Source organism: Pseudoalteromonas sp. NFXS53 (genome assembly GCF_056629255.1).
Map to the genome: position 1 here is coordinate 40,703 of NZ_JBWVBR010000023.1, position 21,236 is coordinate 61,938.

The window sequence follows — 21,236 nt, forward strand, 5'->3', positions numbered from 1 at the left end:
GCAGGGTGAAGAGGTAGGTCAATAGCCTAGGCTGCGAGCTTAATTTATCAGCTCACAGCCTAAGTTTTGTATGCTTATTGTACGGTTTGGCGTACTTTTTCTAGGTGGGCGGTAAACTCTTCGGCGCTTTGAAAGCCGGTGATCCGTAAATTGCTTAGCTCATTGCCTTGCGCATCAAAAAATAAGATGGCAGGTAAACCAACCACATTAAAGGTTTGATAAATCTCTTTACTCACCTCATTGGTAACGGTGAGGTCGAGCTTTAATAAAGAGAAGTTTTTGAATGCTTGTTTTACCTTGTCATCAGAGAAGGTGTATTTCTCAAACTCTTTACAGGCGGCACACCAATCGGCGTATAAGTCGACCATGGCAATTTTGCCCTGCTGATTAGCCTGCGCGACGGCTTCGCGCAGGGCAGCTAAATCAGGCAGTTGCTCAAACTTACCATCGGATGCTGTGACCGCCGCTGGTGGCATTAAGACGTGCTTTGCCGTTAAAACACCACCTATCATGAATAACACGGCAGCAGCCCAAAGTGTTGTTTTAAGCTTACTGGCTTGCTCTTGGCTTTGCCAATGGTGCAAAAATAGCGCGGTTATAACCAGCCATACGCTGCCAAGTAAAAGAATAGTATTCCATTCAAGAATACGTTCTAACAAAACTAAAGGCACTACAAGCATTACGAAGCCAAACAGCATTTTCACTTGTTCCATCCAAGCGCCTGCTTTAGGCAGCAATTTACCGCCAGAAGTTCCCAATAGTAACAGTGGCAGACCCATGCCAAGGCTTAGCACATAGAGAGTTAAACCACCCACGAGATAGTCGCCACTTTGCGCAACATAAAGTAGGGCGGCAGAGAGCGGAGCCGTGGTACACGGTGAAGCAATTAAACCAGAAAGCACACCCATAAAGAATACGCCTGTATAGTTACCCCCTTTTTGTTGGTTGCTGACGTTAGTTAAACGCGTCATAAACTTCTCTGGCAGTTTAATCTCGTACCAACCAAACATGGCAAAAGCCAATAATACAAACAGTAAACTGAAGCTAATCAGTACCGCAGGGCTTTGTAAGTAACCTTGAATTTGCCCACCAACCGCAGCTACTACTAAACCAAGCGCAGCATAAGTGACAGCCATACCTTGCACATAAACAAATGACAGTGCGAAGGCTTTTTTCGTCGATAACTTTGATTGACCCGCAATCAAGCTCGACAAGATAGGGAACATAGGAAACACACATGGCGTAAACGCCAGTAGCACACCAACTCCGAAGAACACCGCAAGGTTGGTTAAAAAGTCTTGCTCTGCGAGCTTATTGACGAAGTCGTTACTATTATTACTTGATGGTGCAGCCGTTTCAGTGGTTTTACTTGGCTTATCTGATGCTTTGTTCAGCATCGAAAGCGGAATAGTGATCACTTCAGGTGGGTAACAGAGTCCGGCTTCGGCACAGCCTTGATAGCGAATTTTAACGACGGCATCTTCACCAATTTCACTCAGTCTAGAAACAACAACCAGCTCATCAAAATACACTTCGGTCTTACCAAAGAACTCATCTTCTATTTCAACACCTGGGTCGAGTTCCGGCACTTTGATTTTGGCATTCTTCGCAATGATCTCGAGCTTATGCTTATATATGTAGTAACCAGGTGCAATGTCCCAGCCAGTGAATAAAATGGTGCCTTGTTGATCGAAATCGAACTGAAAAGCTTCGTTTACCGGTAAGAAGGTTTGTTGTTTTGGGGCTAAAAGGCTATTTAACACCGTGTTGTTCGCTGCCTGTGCGGGAAGCATAAACAGCAAGCAAAGCAAAAATGCCACTATGCGCATTAACTCAGTACCTCATTTATCCAATTAAAATAGTCAGGGTTGCCAGTCGATACATCAAGAACTTGGATCTCAGGCACATCATAGCTGTGGTGGCATTTAATACATGCCATTAATTCTTCCAAGCGTTGTACGTTGGTCTTAATGAAAAGTTTACTTTCTGTTTGTTGTTCAACTTTTCCTTGCCATACATACACAGACTCCACTTCGGGCAAAATGTTTACACAGGCAGCCAATTTTTTTTCAACGAGTATCGCAGCAAGTTTGCGCGCGTCATTTTTAGTCTCACATGTAGTGAGTACAATTTTATAATCGCTTGTCATAAGGTGTTTTTCTCTAAAACCTGTTCACCAAAACCACGTATCATACTAGCGCAATGAATGGGCTAGCCCAAACGCTCGTTTACGCAAACTTACAATATAGTTGCTATATAAAGGTGTATTTTGCGCCAGATTACTTGAAAATAGACCGAACTAGCCATATTTCTCTTTCATTGACTTTAGGAGACCCTATGTTCCGTATTTTATTTTTGCTTTTTATTGTGGTTCCCATTATTGAGATTGCGCTACTTATTCAAGTGAGTGATGTGATTGGTGGGTTTGCGACCATCGCATTAGTCATTATTACCGCCATCATCGGTGCTAAGTGTGTTAAACAACAAGGTTTAGGTGCATATACCAATGTGCAGCAACAAATGGCACAGGGCCAGTTGCCGGGCGAGCACATTTTTACCGGTCTGTGTGTAATCATCGCAGGTGTGTTATTGATGACGCCGGGTATCATGACAGACGTACTTGGTTTTCTTTTATTAACCCCAGCTGTGCGCCGCTCATTATCTAAAACGTTATTGGCGCAAGCATCAGTCAAAGTACAAACTGGCTTTGGTGGTGGTTTTGGCGCAGGCTTTGGTCAAAACGGCCAACAAAGCACGCAGCAAAACAACCCTTTTGAGCAGCAAGCGAATCGTCCATTTGAAGACGCACAACCTCGTCAACCAGAGCGTAACGTTGATGGCTCGAACACCTTTGAAGGTGAATATAAGCGTAAAGATTAAAATTTTTTAATTTTTTCTCTTGGGTTTTGAAAAATACATCCCCATAAAGAGTTGCAACACAGATTTAAAGTTTTAGCCCAAGGCAATTGGGCTAATTGGTAGAAAATTAACATTCTGTCATTGTTCAAATTGTTAGGAGAACTACACACATGAACATTCGTCCTTTACATGATCGCGTTATTGTTAAGCGTCTAGAAGAAGAAACAAAGTCTGCTGGCGGTATCGTACTAACTGGTTCTGCAGCAGAAAAATCAACACGTGGTGAAATCGTTGCTGTTGGTAACGGTCGCGTGTTGGACAATGGTGAAGTGAGAGCACTTCAAGTAAAAGCAGGCGACACTGTACTGTTTGGCTCATACATTGAGAAAACAGAGAAGATCGAAGGTCAAGAGTACCTGATCATGCGCGAAGACAATATCTTAGGTATTGTTGAATAAGTCGAACTTACGGTTTTTACATACAGAATTTAGAGGAATATAAAACATGGCAGCTAAAGAAGTATTATTCGCAGGTGACGCACGCACAAAAATGTTAGCGGGCGTAAACGTACTAGCAAACGCAGTAAAAGTAACTTTAGGTCCAAAAGGCCGTAACGTAGTACTAGACAAGTCATTCGGCGCACCAACTATCACGAAAGACGGTGTATCTGTAGCGAAAGAAATCGAACTAGAAGACAAGTTCGAAAACATGGGCGCACAGATGGTTAAAGAAGTTGCGTCTAAAGCAAATGACGCTGCAGGTGACGGTACAACAACTGCAACGGTACTAGCACAAGCTATCGTGAATGAAGGCCTTAAAGCGGTTGCTGCGGGTATGAACCCAATGGACCTTAAGCGTGGTATCGACAAAGCAGTCGTTGCTGCAGTTGAAGAACTAAAAGCGCTTTCAGTTCCTTGTGCAGATGCAACTGCAATCGCACAAGTAGGTACTATTTCAGCTAACTCAGACAAAGAAATCGGTGACATCATTGCAGAAGCAATGGAAAAAGTAGGCCGTGAGTCTGGTGTTATCACAGTTGAAGAAGGTCAGTCTCTAGAGAACGAACTAGACGTAGTAGAAGGTATGCAGTTTGACCGCGGTTACCTATCTCCGTACTTCATCAACAACGCTGAAAAAGGCCAAGTTGAACTAGATAACCCACACATTCTTTTAGTAGACAAAAAAGTATCTAACATCCGTGAGCTACTGCCTACGCTAGAAGCGGTTGCTAAAACAAGCAAGCCACTACTAATTATTGCTGAAGACCTTGAAGGTGAAGCACTAGCTACTCTAGTAGTTAACAACATGCGTGGCATCGTGAAAGTAGCTGCTGTTAAAGCACCTGGTTTCGGTGACCGTCGTAAAGCTATGTTACAAGACATCGCGATTCTAACTGGCGGTACAGTTATCTCTGAAGAGATTGGTCTAGAGCTTGAAAAAGCAACGATTGAAGACCTAGGTACAGCTAAGCGCGTTGTGATCACTAAAGATGACACAACAATCATCGACGGTGTTGGCGAGCAAGCAGCAATCGATGGTCGTGTTGAGCAGATCAAAGCACAAATCGCAGAAGCAACTTCTGATTACGACAAAGAAAAGCTACAAGAGCGCATGGCTAAACTAGCTGGCGGCGTAGCTGTAATCAAAGTAGGTGCTGCTACTGAAGTTGAAATGAAAGAGAAGAAAGACCGCGTTGAAGATGCACTACACGCTACTCGCGCAGCGGTTGAAGAAGGTGTTGTACCAGGTGGTGGTGTTGCATTAGTTCGCGTAGCAAGCAAGATTGCTGAGCTGACAGGTGATAACGAAGACCAAAACCACGGTGTTAAAGTAGCACTTCGTGCAATGGAAGCGCCACTTCGTCAAATCGTTTCAAACGCAGGTGACGAAGCATCAGTTGTTGTAAATAACGTGAAAGGTGGCGAAGGTAACTATGGTTACAACGCGGCAAACGGTACTTACAGCGACATGATCGAAATGGGTATCCTAGATCCAACTAAAGTAACGCGTTCAGCACTTCAGTTCGCTGCATCAGTTGCGGGTCTTATGATCACAACAGAAGCAATGGTTTCTGAAATCCCGCAAGAAGCACCAGCTGCACCAGACATGGGTGGCATGGGCGGAATGGGTGGCATGGGCGGCATGATGTAGTCCGAACCCAAGCACTAAACGCTTATAAAAAACCTCGCTTTTGCGAGGTTTTTTGCGTTAAGGGCTATGCTTAGTCACTCGTCGTAATGCGTTGAGTTATTTGAATTAACTATTTACGCTAAGGCGATTTTAAATTCTAACAACTGCTGGGAACCGGGCTCAGCACGTAAAGGATATTCTCATGAATAAAAGTGTATTGGCGTTTAGCTTATTAGCTAGTTTAAGTGTGGCGGGGTGTTCTGTGAATCATTCAAACACCGGTGAGCCGGCTGGATTGTCATCTCAAGAAACGCAAAGTCAAACCAGTGATTTGGGTGTGCCTGCTAAGCAAGGTGAGCTTCGAGTTGCGGTTTTTAATGCGTATTTAAATCGCAAAAATGCCGGCGATATTCTGGCCGATGTACAAAGCGGTGACGATACACAAATTAAAAAAGTAGCAGAGATTATCCAACGCGTTCGCCCTGAGGTGTTATTACTGGCAGAGTTCGATTATGTGGCAGATGGTAGTGCGGTTAAAGGACTGCTGAAAAATTACTTAAACGTCAGTCAAAATGGCGTAAAAGGTATCGATTACCCTTATTTTTACCTTGCTGAATCTAACACGGGTATTGTCACTGAATTTGATTTAAATAATGACGGCAAAGCGGGTGTCGGCGGTGGCGACGCTTATGGCTTTGGGGTATTTGAGGGCCAATATGCCATGGTGTTGTTATCGCAGCATCCAATCATCACTGATGAAGTACGCACCTTTCAAAAGTTCTTATGGAAAGACATGCCCAATGTGACCTTGCCAGTAAACCCAGAGACAGGCGAAGCCTGGTATAGCGATGAAGAGCTTGAAATATTTAGGTTGTCGTCGAAAAGCCATTGGGATGTGCCAGTAAAAGTGGGTAATGAAGTCATTCATGTGCTTGCCAGTCACCCAACACCGCCCGTGTTTGATGGTAAAGAAGACCGCAATGGCTTACGTAACCATGATGAAATTCGTTTTTGGTGGGATTATGTGAACCCAAATGCATCTGACTACATTTATGACGATAAAGGTCAAAAGGGTGGATTAGGCAAGAACAAGCGCTTTGTGATCATGGGAGATTTAAATGCTTCTCCTGATGAAGGCAATGGCACGGGCAACCCAATGGCTAAATTATTTGCCAGTGAATATATCAATGGCAAGCTCGCGCCTGTTAGCGTGGGCGCAGTTGAGAATGCACCCAATAATCAGTTTGCCGCGACTCATACTGCAGATTGGAAGATGCGTGCTGATTATGTGATCCCATCAACATTTGGCATTCAGGTTGAGCAAACAGCGGTATTTTGGCCGAGTAAAAGCGATGCAAACTATCATCTAGTCGGGCCGGGTCTGCAAAGCTCAGATCATCGTTTGGTTTGGTCTGATATCACATTAAATAAGCAGGCAACTGACGATACTAAGTAAAGCGATAAAATAATTTTTGCACCGCATTATTTATTTTGAAACTTTCTTGCAAACCGAAGCTCAAAGGCTTCGGTTTTTTATACCCATATTTTAGTAAATCTCTTACCCAAAGTTCAGGTTAGTTAACCCAGGTTAAGTATAAGTCTGATATGCTTAATAAAAGTGCAGGCTTACCTCACGAATGCTGAAAAGTTAGCTACAGTTAATGAGATAACACAAGGCTATCCTTCCAGCCTGTTTCGTCTAATAAGAACATCACGGTGATAAGACAATGAAAACAACATACTCGCTTTTGCTCGTTACAACATTTGCACTCATATTAATTGGCTGTTCTGAGCAGCAATTAGAGTCAGACAAAAAAGCGCAGTTGCGGCCAGTTCGAACTTTACAACTTGTGGAGCAAAGTGAAGGGCCTTTGCAAGAGTTCCCAGCGGTGGTGGATGCAGCAAGTACAGCTGACTTGTCATTTAAAGTGCCGGGCACAGTGACCGATTTGTACGTTAAACAAGGGCAGTCGGTGCAAGTTGGCGACCTTATCGCACATATTGATGATACAGATTACAAGCTATCTCTCGATGAAGCACAGGCAAATTACGAGAAAGCCAAAGCTGACTTTGCGCGTGCAGAGCAGTTAATTGTTTCTGGCACCATTAGCCAGTCTGATTACGACACCTTAAAGTCGCAATTTACCAGTGCCAAAACTAAGCTAGCGAATGCAAAAAACAACCTAGCATATACCACCTTAAAGGCTTCTTTCACTGGCATTGTATCGCGCACCCATGTTGAACAATTTGAGGAAGTACAAGCCAAACAAGCCATTGCGACTTTACAAGATATTAAACACATTAACTTAAAAGTGAATGTGCCTGAAAGCATCATGATCCGTGTAAGTAAAGAGGCACCAAAACAAGTATTTGCTGAGTTTGCTGCGATTAAAGATAAGCGTTTTCCCTTAGAGTTTTTTGAAGTGAGTACACAAGCGGATGAAGCGACAAAAACTTATGAGGTGACATTCAGCATGTTGCCACCTGATGGCTACAATATTTTACCTGGTATGACAGCAAAAGTGATGGCGGGGACACCAAGTCGTTCTAATTCAAATCTTTACCTACCTTTAGCGACGGTCTTAAAAGACAACCAAGGCAACTACGTTTGGACTGTTGAACCTCAAGCAGAAGGGCAGGGAAAAATTGTAAAAACTCCTGTTGTGATTGGCGAAATTTCATCGTTAGGCTTTTCTGTTATATCAGGTGTTGAGCGAGGCGCTTTCATAGTGACTGCAGGTATGAGCAAGGTAACCGATGGGCAAATAGTGAAGTTTTCAGGAGGTAAGTAATGAATATTACTCGCCTCGCCTTAGAAAACAATCGCACCACATGGGTGTTGATCTTGGTGCTGTTACTGTCGGGTATACTCGCCTTTGACAAAATGCCGAAAGACTATGACCCAGGTTTTATTATCCGTACTGCGCAAGTGGTGACTTACTTTCCGGGGGCAAGCCCACAGCGTGTTGAAGAACTTGTAACAGATAAAATCGAGAAAGTAGTACAGCAAATTCCTGAACTCGATTTTGTCAGTAGCACTTCAAAAACTGGGGTATCGATTGTCAGTGTCAACATTAAAGAAAGCTACAAAGAGATGCGGCCGATATGGGATAACTTGCGCCGTAAAATTCAATCGATAGAGAAAGATTTACCGAGTGATGCACAAGCCCCGATCGTCAATGATGAGTTTGGGGATGTGTTTGGCGTAGTCATTGGTTTAACCGCCGAAGGCTACACCTATCGCGAAATGGAAGATGTGGCTGAGCAAGTGCGAGATCAACTGCTGCGCTTGCCAGAAGCGGCGAAAGTCGAGATCTTTGGTATACAAGAACAGCGAGTGTTCATTGAGTTTGAAAATGCCAAAATGGCAGCGCTCGGTATCACGCCAAATCAATTAAAAGATCAACTTGCGGCTCGCAATATCGTTAATCCTGGCGGTTCAATTTATATTGAAGATGAAACTTTGGCGTTAGAGCCAAGTGGTAATTTTGAGTCAGTCGAAGATATTGCCAATACCATCATCAATGTGTCGGGTAGTCAGCAAGTGATCTTGCTTAGTGATATTGCTCGTGTCTATCGCGATTATGTTGACCCTGCGAAGAGCAAGGTGCGAGTTGCCCAGCAAAGTGGCATGACTATCGCCATTTCTATGCGTCAAGGTGGTAACAACCTACTGCTCGGTGAACAAGTCATTAATGCTCTGCATCATCTTGAATCGGTTTATCCGATTGGGGTTGAGTTCAAGCTGCTGTCATTCTTACCCAAAGAAGTTGAAAAGAAAGTCTCGGACTTTGTGTCTAACCTTGTACAAGCTGTGTTAGTCGTGACTGTGGTCATGTTGTTTAGTCTTGGTCTGAGAACTGGCCTGATTGTCGCGAGTCTTATTCCAATGAGTATGGTGTTAGGCATTTTGGTGATGTCGTTTTTCAATATCAGCATCGACCAAATTTCTTTGGCTGCATTGATCATCGCATTGGGTATGTTGGTAGACAACGGCATCGTGATGTCTGAGAATATCATGGTTCAGATGGAACGAGGGAAAGCGGCTATAGACGCAGCTGTTGATTCGGCACAAGAGCTGAAAATTCCATTGCTGGTGTCGTCTCTCACAACGGGCGCGGCATTTTTACCTATCTTTTTGGCAGAATCGACGACGGGGGAATATACCGCCTCGCTATTTAAAGTGGTGACCATTACCTTGCTATGTTCTTGGTTATTGGCGATGACCATGATCCCTATGCTATGTGTGTACTTCACGAAAGTGAAAAAAGAGTCTGCTAATTACGATACGGGCTTTTATCTGACTTATAAAAATATTTTAGCAGGACTGATTAAGTATCGTTGGTTCACGGTTCTAGGTTGTGTGGGTATGTTGTTTATTGCCATACAAGGTATGCAATATGTGCCTAAATTGTTCTTCCCACCGTCAGATCGTGATTATTTCAAAGTTGAGTTAGAGCTTCCTATAGGGACGCGCATTACTACGACAGAGTCGGTTGTACGTGATGTGGAGTCGTTTATTGCTAACAACTTAAAAGTAAATGAACAAACAGAGCAAGGTGTTACGGGTTGGGTAAGCTATATCGGTAACGGTGGACCTAGGTTCTTGTTAACACACAGTCCTGAGCCAACCAGCTCGAACTATGCCTTAATGATCATTACCACGACGTCGTACAAGCACATCGATAAGGTGATGAAGCAAATAGAAGAGTATGCGTTAGCACGTCACCCTGATCTGCTCTTAAAGCTGCGCAAAATCGAAAATGGCGCACCGATAGCCAACCCGGTTGAAGTGAGGTTGCTCGGTGATGACATCAATGTGCTTATGGGGATTGTTGATGAGTTAAAAGCGAAAATGCGTGAAACATCAGGCTTAAAGTCAATCAGCGATGATTGGGGTTTACCAATTAAAAAGCTGCAGATAAAAATAGACCAAGCACGGGCTCGCAGAGCGGGCTTGTCTAGCCGAGATATTGCAAACTCTCTACAAACTGGTTTAAGCGGTATGGAGCTCACTAAGTATCGTGAAGGTGACGAGCTTATACCAATTACCTTGCGTTCAATCGCAGGTGATAGGCAAGATATTGGCAAACTTGAAGCCATGGTAGTTTATTCACAAGCAACAGGCCGTTCTGTGCCACTTAAGCAAGTTGCTGACATCGAAGTTGTTTGGGAAAGCGCCCAGATTTTACGTCGTGATCGCCTTAAAGCCGTAAAAGTTGGGGCGCAAATCGAAGGCATTACCGCCAATGAAGGATTTGCCCAGCTGGTTCCTTGGCTTGAAGAGCAAAAAGCAAATTGGCCTTATGGTTATGACTATGAACTTGGTGGTGAGGCCGAATCATCGGGCAAAGCCAATCAGTCAATTGCCGATAAGATGCCGATTGCCATCTTTATTATCGTGATTTTATTAATTGGCCAGTTTAACTCAATCCGTAAGTCAGTCATTGTGCTTACAACGATCCCACTGGGTTTTGTCGGAGTCGTTGCTGCGCTCTTACTTGGCCAGTCATTCTTTGGCTTTATGACGTTACTGGGTGTGATTTCACTGGCGGGTATCGTGATCAATAACGCGATTGTATTGCTTGAGCGTATTAAGATGGAGTTAGATGAAGATAACAGTAATCCCATACAGGCCATTATTTATGCTGCACAACAGCGTATGCGACCGATTTTACTGACAACCGCGACAACAGTTTTGGGATTAATTCCACTGTACTTAGGCGGTGGCGAAATGTGGGAGCCGATGGCGCTGACCATTATGGGCGGGTTGTTGTTCTCGACCCTTTTGACCTTAGGTGTTGTGCCAGTACTGTATGCGTTACTTTTCGGTATAAAAAAGTAACAGTTTAGAATTTAGCGTTTATAAGTGTAAAAGTGTGTAATTGTGGCCCTAAAAAGGTTCCCATTACGCACTTTTTTGCTCATTATAGAGACGAAAGTCTTTTAGGAGGTCATCATGAAAAAGTTATGTTTCACCTTACTCGCTTTGAGTATGTCATTTTTAAGTATTGCTGGAGAGGCGAAAGTTACTTGGAAAGACTTTAACGATTACCGCGATGTCTATCCAGGAAACGAAGTGAAAGGCGCATATCACAAACGTGTCGCTAAGCAGTTTGAAAAGCATATTAGCAAACTGGCTGAGCAGTTACCTGAAGGTTACAAACTGAATGTGACTTTTGATGACATAGACCTTGCTGGCGACGCGAGAATGAATATGCAAGATATACGTGTGATAAAGCCAATTTATTTCCCTAGATTGACCATCAGTTATACCGTACAAGATAAATCAGGCGCGACGGTAAGTAGTGCTGAAAAGCTAGTATTAAAAGATATGAGCTTTATGGATCGTATCAAGAGAGGTCGTGAGACGTCTTTCTACTATGAAAAACAGCTATTGAGTGAGTGGTTTGCAGATCAGGTGTTAATTAAAACCAACGCATAGTTAGCCAGACCAAATTGCCCTAAATAATAAAGCCTGCAGTTGCAGGCTTTATTATTTGCATTACTTAACGCGTTTTCAATTACTCAGGCTGGTGTTTAACCCCGTTTTTGATCCAATCAGCCGCAGGTTTTCCTTTGAGGTGATGATCAAAGTATTCCATCATACGGACTGAGAAATCCACTTGATTCGGGAATTTCTTCAGGTGATGCGGTTCGCCCTCGTATTGTAAGAAGATAGCATCTTTATTATGCCTGCGAAGTGCAAGGTAGTATTGAATACCTTCTTGCCAAGGCACAGCACCATCGTCATCACCAAACATGATCAGCACAGGTGTATTTACTTTGTCGGCAAAGAATACAGGCGAGTTTTCAATGTATAAATCGAGTGCTTGTGTCAGGGGTTTACCAATACGGCTCTGACCAGTTTCATACTGGAACTGACGAGCAAGGCCCGACTTTAAACGAATACCACTATATGCCGATGTCATATTCGATACAGGGGCACCTGATACAACGGCTTTAAACATATCGGTTTGCGTGATCATAAAGGCACTTTGGTAGCCTGCCCAAGAGTGGCCTTGTAAGCCAATTTTCTCAGGATGTGCTACACCCATATCAATCAGTTTTTGTGCGGCGTTGATCATGGTTTGAGTTGATGATGGACCTGGCTTACCAATTTCAAAACGAATATCAGGTAAGAACAATGCGTAACCGTTCGAGGTAAACATTGGGAAGTTCGGTCTGTGGTTTAACTCCATTTTCGGGAAGTTATACATGCGTTGGCTCATATAGCGGTAGAAATAAATCACCGTAGGTACTTTATCGCCTTCTTTATAGCCAGCAGGTTTGATTAGCACACCTTGTAAGTCTTCGCCGTTATAACCTTTATACTGCACTAATTCAGGCTTGCCACCCCATGCAAAGTTTTTAACTTGTGGGTTTAAGTTTGTCACTTTTTTAGGTTTAGCGAATGTGCTGATGGTTTGCCAAAAATCAGGGAACTGATGATAGCTTTCTTTGGTGAAAATGAGCTTGTCGGCGTGTTTAGCTTTAGCGACTAGTGCATAGCGGGCTTCGCCTTCTAGCACTGTTTTTACTTTACCTGTTGCTAAATCGAGTGTTGCTACGCCCGACTGTTTATTTTCAGTGTTGTGGGTATGCAGCATTAAGGTGTCGTTTGCAGTAAAACCAAGCTGGTTTTTATCAAGATACTTTACGCGGTATTGGGTGTTTGTTTCGCGGCCCTTTGTTAAACGCGTTGCTTGTTTTGTTTTGACATCGAACGCCCAAATATCATACTTCGAGTAGACATACACAACTGAACCATCAAGTTGCCAACCTGCAAAGCCATAGCCAGGTTGCTCGCTCGGGTAGTCATGCTTGTCGTCGGCGAAAATCGCCTCTCTGATAGCTTTGGTTAGAGGTGACAGAGATTGCGATGTTAAGTCTTTTAACCAAACCTGCTGGTCTTTAAAGAATGCAGCATGGCTACCTGTCGGAGATAGGCTAGGTCTAAACGGCGAGCCTTCGATGATCTTGGTTTGCTCGCCAGTTTTCACATTAATGGCTGCATAATCGTTGAAGAAGCCTTCATACATGATGCGCTTTAAATGTGGCTTATCGTTACTTGCGAGTAAGAAGTTCGCTTCGGTGTTTAAGCGAATATTTGGCGCTTGCTCGTTAGCAAGCTGCACAACTTGCTCACCATTTAGATGATAAACCGCTTGATAGTGGCGGTTTTTGTTCGCTTGTTGCCATGTTTTAGCTTCACGGGTTTTAATTTCAGCATCATTATTGTGCCAAACCTGTAGGCCTTTTTGAGCGCGAATGGTGTCGAAGTCAGTGAGTGACGCCTCGTCTTCGTATTTTAGCTCTTTTTCTTTAGCTTCAAGCAGGGGGCGGTTTTGGAAGTATAAGCGCTCGCCTTGCTCAGACCAGGTTAGTTTGGCCGTTTTACCAATGAACCACCCTGTTGGGTTATCAATCTCTTTTAATGTATTGGTGTCGCTGTGCCATAGGGTAATTTGATGATCGCGACGGCGAGTATCGTCGTTGACATAATTTGCCATGTTAAAGGCAACAATAGGCTTGTTAGGGTGCCAAATTGCTTGGCTTAAGGTGACACCTGGCTCGTCAAATAAACTGCTTTGCGTTTGTGTATTTAAATCAAAAAATCCAATGTGGTTTTTTGCGCCATGTTCATCGTGAACATTAAATAAAACGCCATATTCTTTAGGGCTCAGTGCAAACTTACCAACATGCTCAATGGTAGTTTTGCTCATATCACGCAGGTTTACGATTACTAGTGAGTAAAACTTATCTTTCTTATCTGCCTTAATTTCATTTTCAGGCTTATCGTCTTTTTTGTCTGTTTTATCGCCTTCTGGTTTTTCTTTGGTGCGATAAGCAAGCCAGTTACCGTCATCACTGATTTGATAATCAACTACTTCAGCAAAGGTGGTTTGCTTATGAGTTTGGGTATCAACCAAAATGAGATGATTTTTTAATTTCTTCTTATCTTTTTTCTTGGTGGTTTCTTTTTCTAAAAGGGTAGGCACTTGGGTGAATGTCACCCAGTTTGCAGCCTTGTTGATCTGTGGCTTAGTGCCTTGCGGAACACGCGCAATGACCTTGTTGGTATTTAAATCGTAGACTAAGCCTTCACTGTTGCCGCGATAGGGCTTTGCAGAAAAAGTCAGAAATTGGCCGTTTTCAGAAAGTTGCTGGCCTTGTGCATAGCGAAAATCAAATACATCTTTAAATTCAAGATTTGATTTCGCCGCAACAGGCAAGCTGCACAGCACACTGGCTGCAATAAGAGAGTGGAACGCCTTCATGGTGCAAACCTAATTTTACTTATAAAGGTTTTTTTTATCACGCAGCAGGTAAAGACAAAAGGGCGATGCGGTCAATAACAGTAAGATACCAATCCTCAATAATACTTAATCATTTTGAGGGATTAAAACTGACGTTAGCTTCGTTGAAAATTTCTTATTTAGAACAACTAAATAGCAAAATCTTCGCCTTGCCTACATGGAAGTAGGTACCTCAGCGATAGCAGGACGCCTAAGCGGTGCTACCGACAAATTTTACTTGCCTCAAAATAGATCACTTAATTAAGAGGATTGGTATGAGAGGTGAAACAGTGATTTGTGGACACAAAAAAAGCGACATCTGTCGCTTTTTGGAATTTAATTGGCGATTAAGCTAACCAGATTTTTTGTAATTCTTGCCACTGTGCTTCAAATTGACTGCTTGGGCGGGTTTTAAAATCACTGCGAACAAACTGGTTCATTTTTCCTTCGATGTAAGCCAAGAAGAAATTGGCTAATGCCGCTTCGTCGGTAGTAAAGGCTTTACCTTCTCGAAGTTTACGTTCACGAAGAACTTGTTTGAATTGGGTTTCTAACTTTTCAAACAGGCCTTGAATGCGCTCACGCAAACGCTCTTGTTCACCTTGTAGTGCATCCCCAGTAAGAATACGTGTGATCCCCGGGTTCTTTTCTGCAAACGCTAGAATAAGCAGCAAAATGTTATAAACACGACCCTGCGTTTCTTTTTCGTTATCTAAAATGATGTTGATACGAGAAAGTAGGGTGTCTTCAATGAATTCAATTAAACCTTCAAACATGCGGGCTTTGCTTGGGAAGTGACGATATAACGCCGCTTCAGATACGCCTACTTCAGCCGCTAATTTGGCTGTTGTGATACGTTGACCAGGGCTGGTTTCAAGCATTTGTGCGAGAGATTGTAGTATTTGCTCTTTGCGATTACTGCGCTTAGTCGCTGGCATGAATGGTCCTTTAATTTATCGTTATTATGTTCTATTTGTACTTTGTATTATGCGGGGCATAATTTAGTGTAAGCCCCAACAAGCTCACACTTTGTTGGGGTTATGTTAATGGTTTATTCAGCTTGGTGCCAGTGTTTTAAAGTGACTTTCATTCATGTTTTGTACTGAAAAAAATACACCTTTGTAAGCCTTTGTTTTAAAGGTTTTTATAGCTTTTCGGCAAGTGCCTCTAGTAGAGACGTTGCTAGCTCGGCTTTACTATTAACCCCTAAATTTCGCTGATCATCATGCCAGAACAATGTTAACGCATTGTGATCGGAGTTAAAGCCAAGTCCTTCTTGAGAGACATCATTGGCGCAGATCATATTGAGGTTTTTCTTTTCTAATTTTCCTTTGGCATATTTTTCAACATCTTGCGTTTCAGCCGCAAAACCTACCGTATAAGGACGATTGTTTTGAAGAGCGGCTACTTCGGCAATGATGTCTGGGTTTTTCACCATAGTGAGGGTGATCTCGTCACCTTGTTTTTTGATTTTTTGCTCTGCGACATTGGCTGCGCGATAGTCTGCAACGGCAGCACAACCGATAAAAATATCTGAGTTTTGTGCTTGCTCAAGCGCGGCATCTCGCATCTCTAATGCACTACTGACTTTGATGACTTCAGCCTCTGCTGGTGGCGTTAAAGTCACAGGGCCAGAAATAAGGGTCACTTTCGCGCCTAATTTAAGAGCCGCTTCAGCAATGGCATAGCCCATTTTGCCTGAGCTATGGTTGCTAATATAACGCACTGGGTCGAGGGCTTCACGGGTTGGGCCAGCAGTAATGGCAACCGTTTTACCTGCCAGCAAGGGTTCAATGTCATCGCGTGTACAAAGCTCAACGAGTTCCATTGGCTCTAGCATTCGACCCGCACCTACATCGCCACATGCTTGTTCGCCTTTACCCGGGCCCCAAATATCCACGCCACGATCAGCCAGGGTTTTTAAGTTGGCTTGCGTTGCTGCGTGGGCATACATTTGTTGGTTCATTGCGGGTGCAATAGCGATTTTTGCCGGTGTGGCAAGTAATAATGTGGTGAGTAAATCGTCGGCAATACCTGCTGCCATTTTCGCGATGATGTTTGAACTTGCTGGGGCAACGAGAATTAAGTCAGCCCATTTAGCAAACTCAATATGGCCCATGGCCGCCTCTGCGTTTGGATCGAGTAAAGAATCAGAAACAGGTTCTCCAGAGACCGCTTGCATAGTCAGTGGGGTAATAAAGTGCTTGGCAGAGTCGGTCATGACTACTTTGACGTTGCAGTTACGCTCTTTTAAGCGTCGTACTAATTCTGCACATTTATAAGCAGCAATACCGCCACTGATCCCCAAAACAATATTTTTTGCCTGTTTCATAGCTTGTTAAATCCAGTAAAAACATGCCTAAACTCTATCATAGAGAAGTGACTGAGGGGTAACCTGCTTTTGTCTTTTATATGCCTTCGACTACACTTTAGAGCCTAGGAACAAAGGAATTAAGGACAAATTATGCAATTGAGTGCATTACCAAAACATACCCTACCGAGAGAAAAGCTACTTAAAAAAGGCCCGCATGCATTGAGCGATGCAGAACTTTTGGCAATATTCTTAAGAACAGGTATCGCCGGCATGAATGCCATTGAATTGGCAGAATCACTATTAACGCAAAGTAGGTCATTACAAAACTTGTTTAATGCCAGTCTAAAAGAGTTTTCAGCGTTAAAGGGCTTGGGAGAGGCTAAATATGTACAATTACAAGCCGTGCTTGAATTGAGTAAACGTTATATGCGTGAAGCATGTCTACGTGACACGGTATTCAATTCGCCCGATGCGGTGAATGACTACTTGTGTTTGCAATTAAAAGGGTTAGAGCACGAAGTGTTTATGGCACTATATTTAGATAACCAGAACCAACTTATTCATGACGAGATTTTATTTAATGGCACAATAAACGCGGCGAGTGTTTATCCTAGAGAAGTGGTTAAAGCGGCATTAAAACATAATGCCGCGTCATTAATTTTTGCGCACAACCATCCCAGTGGTATTGCTGAGCCAAGCGAAGCCGATAAGTTAATTACCCAAAAATTGCAAAAAGCCCTCGCTTTAGTGGACATTCATGTATTAGATCACCTTATTGTCGCAGGGAATCGCTGCATATCTTTTGCACAGCGAGGCTTGATTTAAGTGATTTACAGAAAGAAAACGTTAAAAAACGTAGCTTTGCTCAAAATATTGCAAATTAGTTTAATTTAAATGCAGTTTTTACTTTCCTAAGCACGATTCGATCATTATAATTGGCCGCTATCAAATTTACATATGAGCTGATTGATAGGACTAGATCCTTGATCTTTGCCTGCTAATGCTGTATAAAGAGCGCCCTCTGATTTACCCCAGGGCAAACAGTTAAGGCCCAAGGGAAAATTAAGCTCGAGCGAAGTTATTGGAGATATATAGACATGTCTAAAGTCTGTCAAGTTACAGGTAAGCGCCCAGTGGTAGGTAACCACCGTTCACACGCGCGCAACGCTACTAAGCGTCGCTTCCTACCTAACCTACAAACACACCGTTTCTGGGTTGAAAGCGAAAAACGTTTTGTTACTTTACGTACTACTACTAAAGGTATGCGTATTATCGATAAAAAAGGCATCGACGCGGTATTAGTAGATATCCGTGCTCGCGGCGAAAAAGTTTAAGGAGCTGAATCATGCGTGATAAGATCCGTTTAGTTTCAACTGCTGGTACTGGTTATTTCTACACTACCGACAAGAACAAGCGTAACATGCCTGAAAAAATGGAAATCAAAAAGTACGATCCTAAAGTACGTAAGCACGTGATTTTCAAAGAAGCTAAAATCAAGTAATTTTAGTTTTAAAGAATTCAAAAACCCAGCCTCGGCTGGGTTTTTTGTTTTTTTAATAAAGCTTGTTTCTAGATTCAAAAAAGCCATCTATACAAAGTATGATGGTTTTTCTATTTATATTCATTAACTAAAGTTTAATTAGTATTATTTAATTGTCGCGAATGGTGTGCCCATACGAGTTACTGTTTCAGGCTGCTCACTATCTAAGAAGTCAGCTTGATCTTTACCCCAAGCTAAAATGACCGTTGAGCCTAGCTTAAAGCGGCCCATTTCATCGCCTTTCTTTAAATGGATTGCTTTGTCGCCTTCAACAGGGTAGTTCCATGTCATTACGTCACGACCTGCAGGTGGTGTAACTGTCCCTGCCCAAATCGTTTCGATGCTTGCCACAATGGTTGCGCCGACTAAAGTCATTGCCAGTGGGCCTACTTTGGTATCAAAAATAGCCACTACACGCTCGTTACGCGCAAACAAGTTAGGCACATTTTTCGCTGTAAGTGGATTTACAGAGAATAAATCGCCCGGTACGTAAATCATCTTTCGTAGTGTACCGTCAATTGGCATGTGGATACGGTGATAGTCTTTTGGTGCCAAGTAAATACAGGCAAATTTACCGCCCATAAATGGGTCTGCATCGTCTTTATCTCCACCATGTAGGTCTTGTACGCTGTAGTTGTGGCCTTTAGCTTGAATAAGCTGACCATCAACAATATCGCCTAATTGACTGATAGCGCCATCTACAGGGTGAGTAATGATGCTTTCATCTTCTGTTAATGGGCGAATACCTGGTTTTAATGGGCGAGTAAAGAACTCATTAAAGGTTTTATAGTGCGCAGGATCTTCGTAAAGTGCCTCGCTCATATCAATCTTATACTGCTTGATAAACGCCTTAATCAAAGAAGTTGTCACGGAGCCCGCTTCAGCGGCAGCCAATTTACCAACTAGGCGAGAGATCCCATGCTTAGGCATGGCGTATTGCATGGCAATTTTAAATTTATCCATGGGGACTATAAATTCCTAATAATAATTAGCGCAGATACTAACATATAAACTGTAATTTTTTTAAACTCTTGGCGCGCGAGCACCCGCGCGGCCATCGGCCATTGATTCGAGAATACGGTGGTAGCTGTCAAAGCGTAATTCAGTAATTTTACCCTCATCAACCGCTTCTACCAATATACACCCAGGGTCATTAAGGTGCTTACAATCTCTAAAGCGACAACCGCCTATATACTCACGAAACTCTTTAAAGCACCAAGTTACGCGTTCAACATCTAGGTGCCATAAACCAAACTCACGGATCCCTGGTGAATCAATCAGGTTTCCGCCGCTAGGTAAGTGATGTAATCGTGACACAGTCGTGGTGTGTTGACCTAGGCCGCTATTTTCAGAGACTTCTTTGGTAAGAATATCTGCATCAGGCAAAACGGTATTGACGAGTGTTGATTTACCAACCCCAGATTGACCTACAAAGATGTTGTTTTTACCCACTAAGACTTGCTTAAGCGCGTCGATACCTTCGCCGGTTTTAGTACTGACAAGGTGAATTTTATAATCTAATTCACGATAGATATCTAAAATCTCGTTAATGAACTCGAGACCTTCGTCATCAATCAAGTCGATTTTATTGAGCACTAAAATGGGCTCGATACCCATATCTTCACAAGCCACTAAATATCGGTCGATAATCTGTGGGGTGAACTCAGGTAAAATTGCAGACACCATTAATATTTGGTCAATGTTTGCTGCAACAACTTTAACGCCATCATAAAAGTCAGGGCGGGTAAGTTGCGAACGACGCTCTTCAATGGCTTCGATAACCCCAGCTAAATCGCCATCACTGACTTTGGCACGACGAAAGAATACTTCATCACCGCATACTAGACCGCCAACGGTTCTGCGAATGTTACAGCGCAAAACTTCGCCATCAGACGTTTCTATATCGGCATGTTGGCCGAAACGACTGATCACCACTGCATTTTCAGTTGGACCTAAATTGTCGGTTTGCCACTGAGTATCTTGTTGCTCGCTATGCTGTTGTTTAGCTTTACGCAAGCGTTTTTGATGGTTGGCACTGATCCGACGGGATTGGCCTTTACTGAGTTTCTTTTGTTTTGCCATAGTTACTTAGCTTGTCACTGATCAAAAATGCAATTAATAAAATTGCCTAAAATCACTCTGTTTACTTTGTGAGCATGGCTTAAATGGGCTATAACTCAATTAAATTAAGCGCTTTTAAAAAAAAAGCTTTAGGTAAACAAGTGAAGCTAATATGATATATCTAATTGCATTGGATCTAAAGGAAGTACCGCTAAGGTAGTTTATGTCTTTTAATGAATCAAATTTGATCTGGCTAGATCTTGAAATGACGGGCTTAGAGCCTAAAACAGATAAAATCTTAGAAATTGCTACGGTTATTACCGATGGCGATTTAAATGTATTAGCTGAAGGCCCTGTTATTGCTATTCATCAAAGTGATGAGTTGTTAGATAACATGGACGAATGGTGTACCAATCAACACGGTCGTTCAGGTTTGACAGCTCGCTGTAAGGCCAGTAAGTTCACTGAAGACGATGCCATTGCACAAACTTTAGAGTTTTTAAAAGAGTGGGTACCACCAGGCAGCTCGCCTATGTGTGGTAATTCGATTGGTCAGGACCGCCGCTTTTTAAATAAGTATATGCCTGAACTTGAGGCTTACTTTCACTATCGCAACCTAGATGTGAGTACAGTGAAAGAGCTAGCTCGCCGCTGGAAGCCTGAATTGCTTGGTGAAGTTAAAAAGAAAAGCTCACACCTTGCACTAGACGACATAAAAGATTCAATAATGGAATTAAAGGTTTATAAAGAAAAGTTCTTTAATCTTTAAAAACTGCTTGCAAAGCACCTGCATTATTGTAAAATCCTGCCCCGCTTAAGAGAGTAACTCTGCGGGGTTTCTTGTTTTAAAGCGCAGCAATTATATTGCTAACTATGGAATGCGGCACTAGCTCAGCTGCTCCAGGTAACAGACGCGACCTTTGCGATGTTGCTAACAATACAGAGCTAACTATGGAATGCGGCACTAGCTCAGCTGGTAGAGCGCGACCTTGCCAAGGTCGAGGTCACGAGTTCGAACCTCGTGTGCCGCTCC

Annotated in this window: 18 protein-coding genes and 1 tRNA gene; 12 read left to right on the forward strand and 7 right to left on the reverse strand. The window is 42.9% G+C overall.

The genetic code is table 11. The annotated features are described in order from the left end of the window. Nucleotides 1–74 precede the first annotated feature (74 nt). Both AC1HJP_RS19135 and cutA read right to left on the reverse strand, forming a co-directional pair. Nucleotides 75–1,829, reverse strand: coding sequence for a protein-disulfide reductase DsbD (locus AC1HJP_RS19135; RefSeq protein WP_480363151.1), 1,755 nt, complete (start codon nucleotides 1,827–1,829; stop codon nucleotides 75–77). Continuing rightward, nucleotides 1,829–2,149, reverse strand: coding sequence for a divalent-cation tolerance protein CutA (gene cutA, locus AC1HJP_RS19140; protein WP_058028546.1), 321 nt, complete (start codon nucleotides 2,147–2,149; stop codon nucleotides 1,829–1,831). Before cutA ends, AC1HJP_RS19135 begins: the two co-directional genes overlap by 1 nt. 188 nt (nucleotides 2,150–2,337) lie before the next feature. Between cutA and AC1HJP_RS19145 the strand changes: the two genes are divergently transcribed. The 7 genes from AC1HJP_RS19145 (at nucleotide 2,338) to AC1HJP_RS19175 (ending at nucleotide 11,434) form a co-directional block, all read left to right on the forward strand. After that, the gene (locus AC1HJP_RS19145; RefSeq protein WP_480363152.1) at nucleotides 2,338–2,880 is read left to right on the forward strand and encodes an FxsA family protein; all 543 of its coding nucleotides are present in this window, start codon (nucleotides 2,338–2,340) and stop codon (nucleotides 2,878–2,880) included. Nucleotides 2,881–3,029: 149 nt separating this feature from the next. Beyond that, on the forward strand, nucleotides 3,030–3,317 hold the full coding sequence (locus AC1HJP_RS19150; RefSeq protein ID WP_058028548.1) for a co-chaperone GroES: 288 nt from the start codon (nucleotides 3,030–3,032) through the stop codon (nucleotides 3,315–3,317). 46 nt (nucleotides 3,318–3,363) lie between these two features. Next, on the forward strand, nucleotides 3,364–5,010 hold the full coding sequence (groL, locus tag AC1HJP_RS19155) for a chaperonin GroEL (protein WP_480363153.1): 1,647 nt from the start codon (nucleotides 3,364–3,366) through the stop codon (nucleotides 5,008–5,010). A 181-nt stretch (nucleotides 5,011–5,191) separates the two neighbouring features. After that, on the forward strand, nucleotides 5,192–6,445 hold the full coding sequence (locus AC1HJP_RS19160; protein ID WP_480363154.1) for an endonuclease/exonuclease/phosphatase family protein: 1,254 nt from the start codon (nucleotides 5,192–5,194) through the stop codon (nucleotides 6,443–6,445). A 271-nt stretch (nucleotides 6,446–6,716) separates the two neighbouring features. After that, a complete protein-coding gene (locus AC1HJP_RS19165) occupies nucleotides 6,717–7,781 on the forward strand; it encodes an efflux RND transporter periplasmic adaptor subunit (RefSeq protein ID WP_480363155.1) in 1,065 nt (354 codons plus the stop codon). Further along, nucleotides 7,781–10,834: an efflux RND transporter permease subunit gene (locus AC1HJP_RS19170; RefSeq protein WP_480363156.1), complete on the forward strand. Its 3,054-nt coding sequence runs from the start codon at nucleotides 7,781–7,783 to the stop codon at nucleotides 10,832–10,834. The genes AC1HJP_RS19165 and AC1HJP_RS19170 overlap by 1 nt, the downstream gene beginning before the upstream one ends. A 114-nt stretch (nucleotides 10,835–10,948) precedes the next feature. Beyond that, nucleotides 10,949–11,434, forward strand: a complete 486-nt coding sequence (locus AC1HJP_RS19175; protein ID WP_480363157.1) for a DUF3016 domain-containing protein — start codon at nucleotides 10,949–10,951, stop codon at nucleotides 11,432–11,434. A 79-nt stretch (nucleotides 11,435–11,513) separates the two neighbouring features. On the opposite strand, the gene AC1HJP_RS19180 is transcribed toward AC1HJP_RS19175, so the two are convergent. From AC1HJP_RS19180 to coaBC, 3 genes are all read right to left on the reverse strand, one after another. Continuing rightward, a complete protein-coding gene (locus AC1HJP_RS19180; protein WP_480363158.1) occupies nucleotides 11,514–14,270 on the reverse strand; it encodes a S9 family peptidase in 2,757 nt (918 codons plus the stop codon). 365 nt (nucleotides 14,271–14,635) lie between these two features. Next, nucleotides 14,636–15,226, reverse strand: coding sequence for a nucleoid occlusion factor SlmA (gene slmA, locus AC1HJP_RS19185; protein WP_058028554.1), 591 nt, complete (start codon nucleotides 15,224–15,226; stop codon nucleotides 14,636–14,638). Nucleotides 15,227–15,432: 206 nt separating this feature from the next. After that, nucleotides 15,433–16,620: a bifunctional phosphopantothenoylcysteine decarboxylase/phosphopantothenate--cysteine ligase CoaBC gene (coaBC, locus tag AC1HJP_RS19190; protein WP_480363159.1), complete on the reverse strand. Its 1,188-nt coding sequence runs from the start codon at nucleotides 16,618–16,620 to the stop codon at nucleotides 15,433–15,435. 132 nt (nucleotides 16,621–16,752) lie between these two features. Between coaBC and radC the strand changes: the two genes are divergently transcribed. The 3 genes from radC to rpmG all read left to right on the forward strand — a co-directional run bounded on the left by radC (nucleotide 16,753) and on the right by rpmG (nucleotide 18,103). Then, nucleotides 16,753–17,427, forward strand: coding sequence for a RadC family protein (radC, locus tag AC1HJP_RS19195; RefSeq protein ID WP_480363160.1), 675 nt, complete (start codon nucleotides 16,753–16,755; stop codon nucleotides 17,425–17,427). Between the two features lie 272 nt (nucleotides 17,428–17,699). After that, nucleotides 17,700–17,936 (forward strand): 50S ribosomal protein L28, encoded by a 237-nt coding sequence (gene rpmB, locus AC1HJP_RS19200; protein WP_058028557.1) that lies wholly within the window; start codon nucleotides 17,700–17,702, stop codon nucleotides 17,934–17,936. An 11-nt stretch (nucleotides 17,937–17,947) separates the two neighbouring features. After that, nucleotides 17,948–18,103 carry a 50S ribosomal protein L33 gene (rpmG, locus tag AC1HJP_RS19205; protein WP_005493124.1) on the forward strand — a complete coding sequence of 52 codons (156 nt, stop codon included), beginning with the start codon at nucleotides 17,948–17,950 and terminating at the stop codon, nucleotides 18,101–18,103. Nucleotides 18,104–18,247: 144 nt separating this feature from the next. Here rpmG and asd read toward each other — a convergent pair whose 3' ends face one another. Both asd and rsgA read right to left on the reverse strand, forming a co-directional pair. Beyond that, nucleotides 18,248–19,105, reverse strand: coding sequence for an archaetidylserine decarboxylase (gene asd, locus AC1HJP_RS19210; protein ID WP_480363161.1), 858 nt, complete (start codon nucleotides 19,103–19,105; stop codon nucleotides 18,248–18,250). Between the two features lie 60 nt (nucleotides 19,106–19,165). Then, nucleotides 19,166–20,224, reverse strand: a complete 1,059-nt coding sequence (gene rsgA / locus AC1HJP_RS19215) for a small ribosomal subunit biogenesis GTPase RsgA (RefSeq protein WP_480363162.1) — start codon at nucleotides 20,222–20,224, stop codon at nucleotides 19,166–19,168. Nucleotides 20,225–20,426: 202 nt separating this feature from the next. Between rsgA and orn the strand changes: the two genes are divergently transcribed. Further along, complete coding sequence (gene orn / locus AC1HJP_RS19220) at nucleotides 20,427–20,972, forward strand: oligoribonuclease (RefSeq protein WP_480363163.1); 546 nt, start codon at nucleotides 20,427–20,429, stop codon at nucleotides 20,970–20,972. 189 nt (nucleotides 20,973–21,161) lie between these two features. Further along, nucleotides 21,162–21,234 (forward strand) — tRNA-Gly (locus AC1HJP_RS19225). The last annotated feature ends 2 nt before the right edge of the window (nucleotides 21,235–21,236 follow it).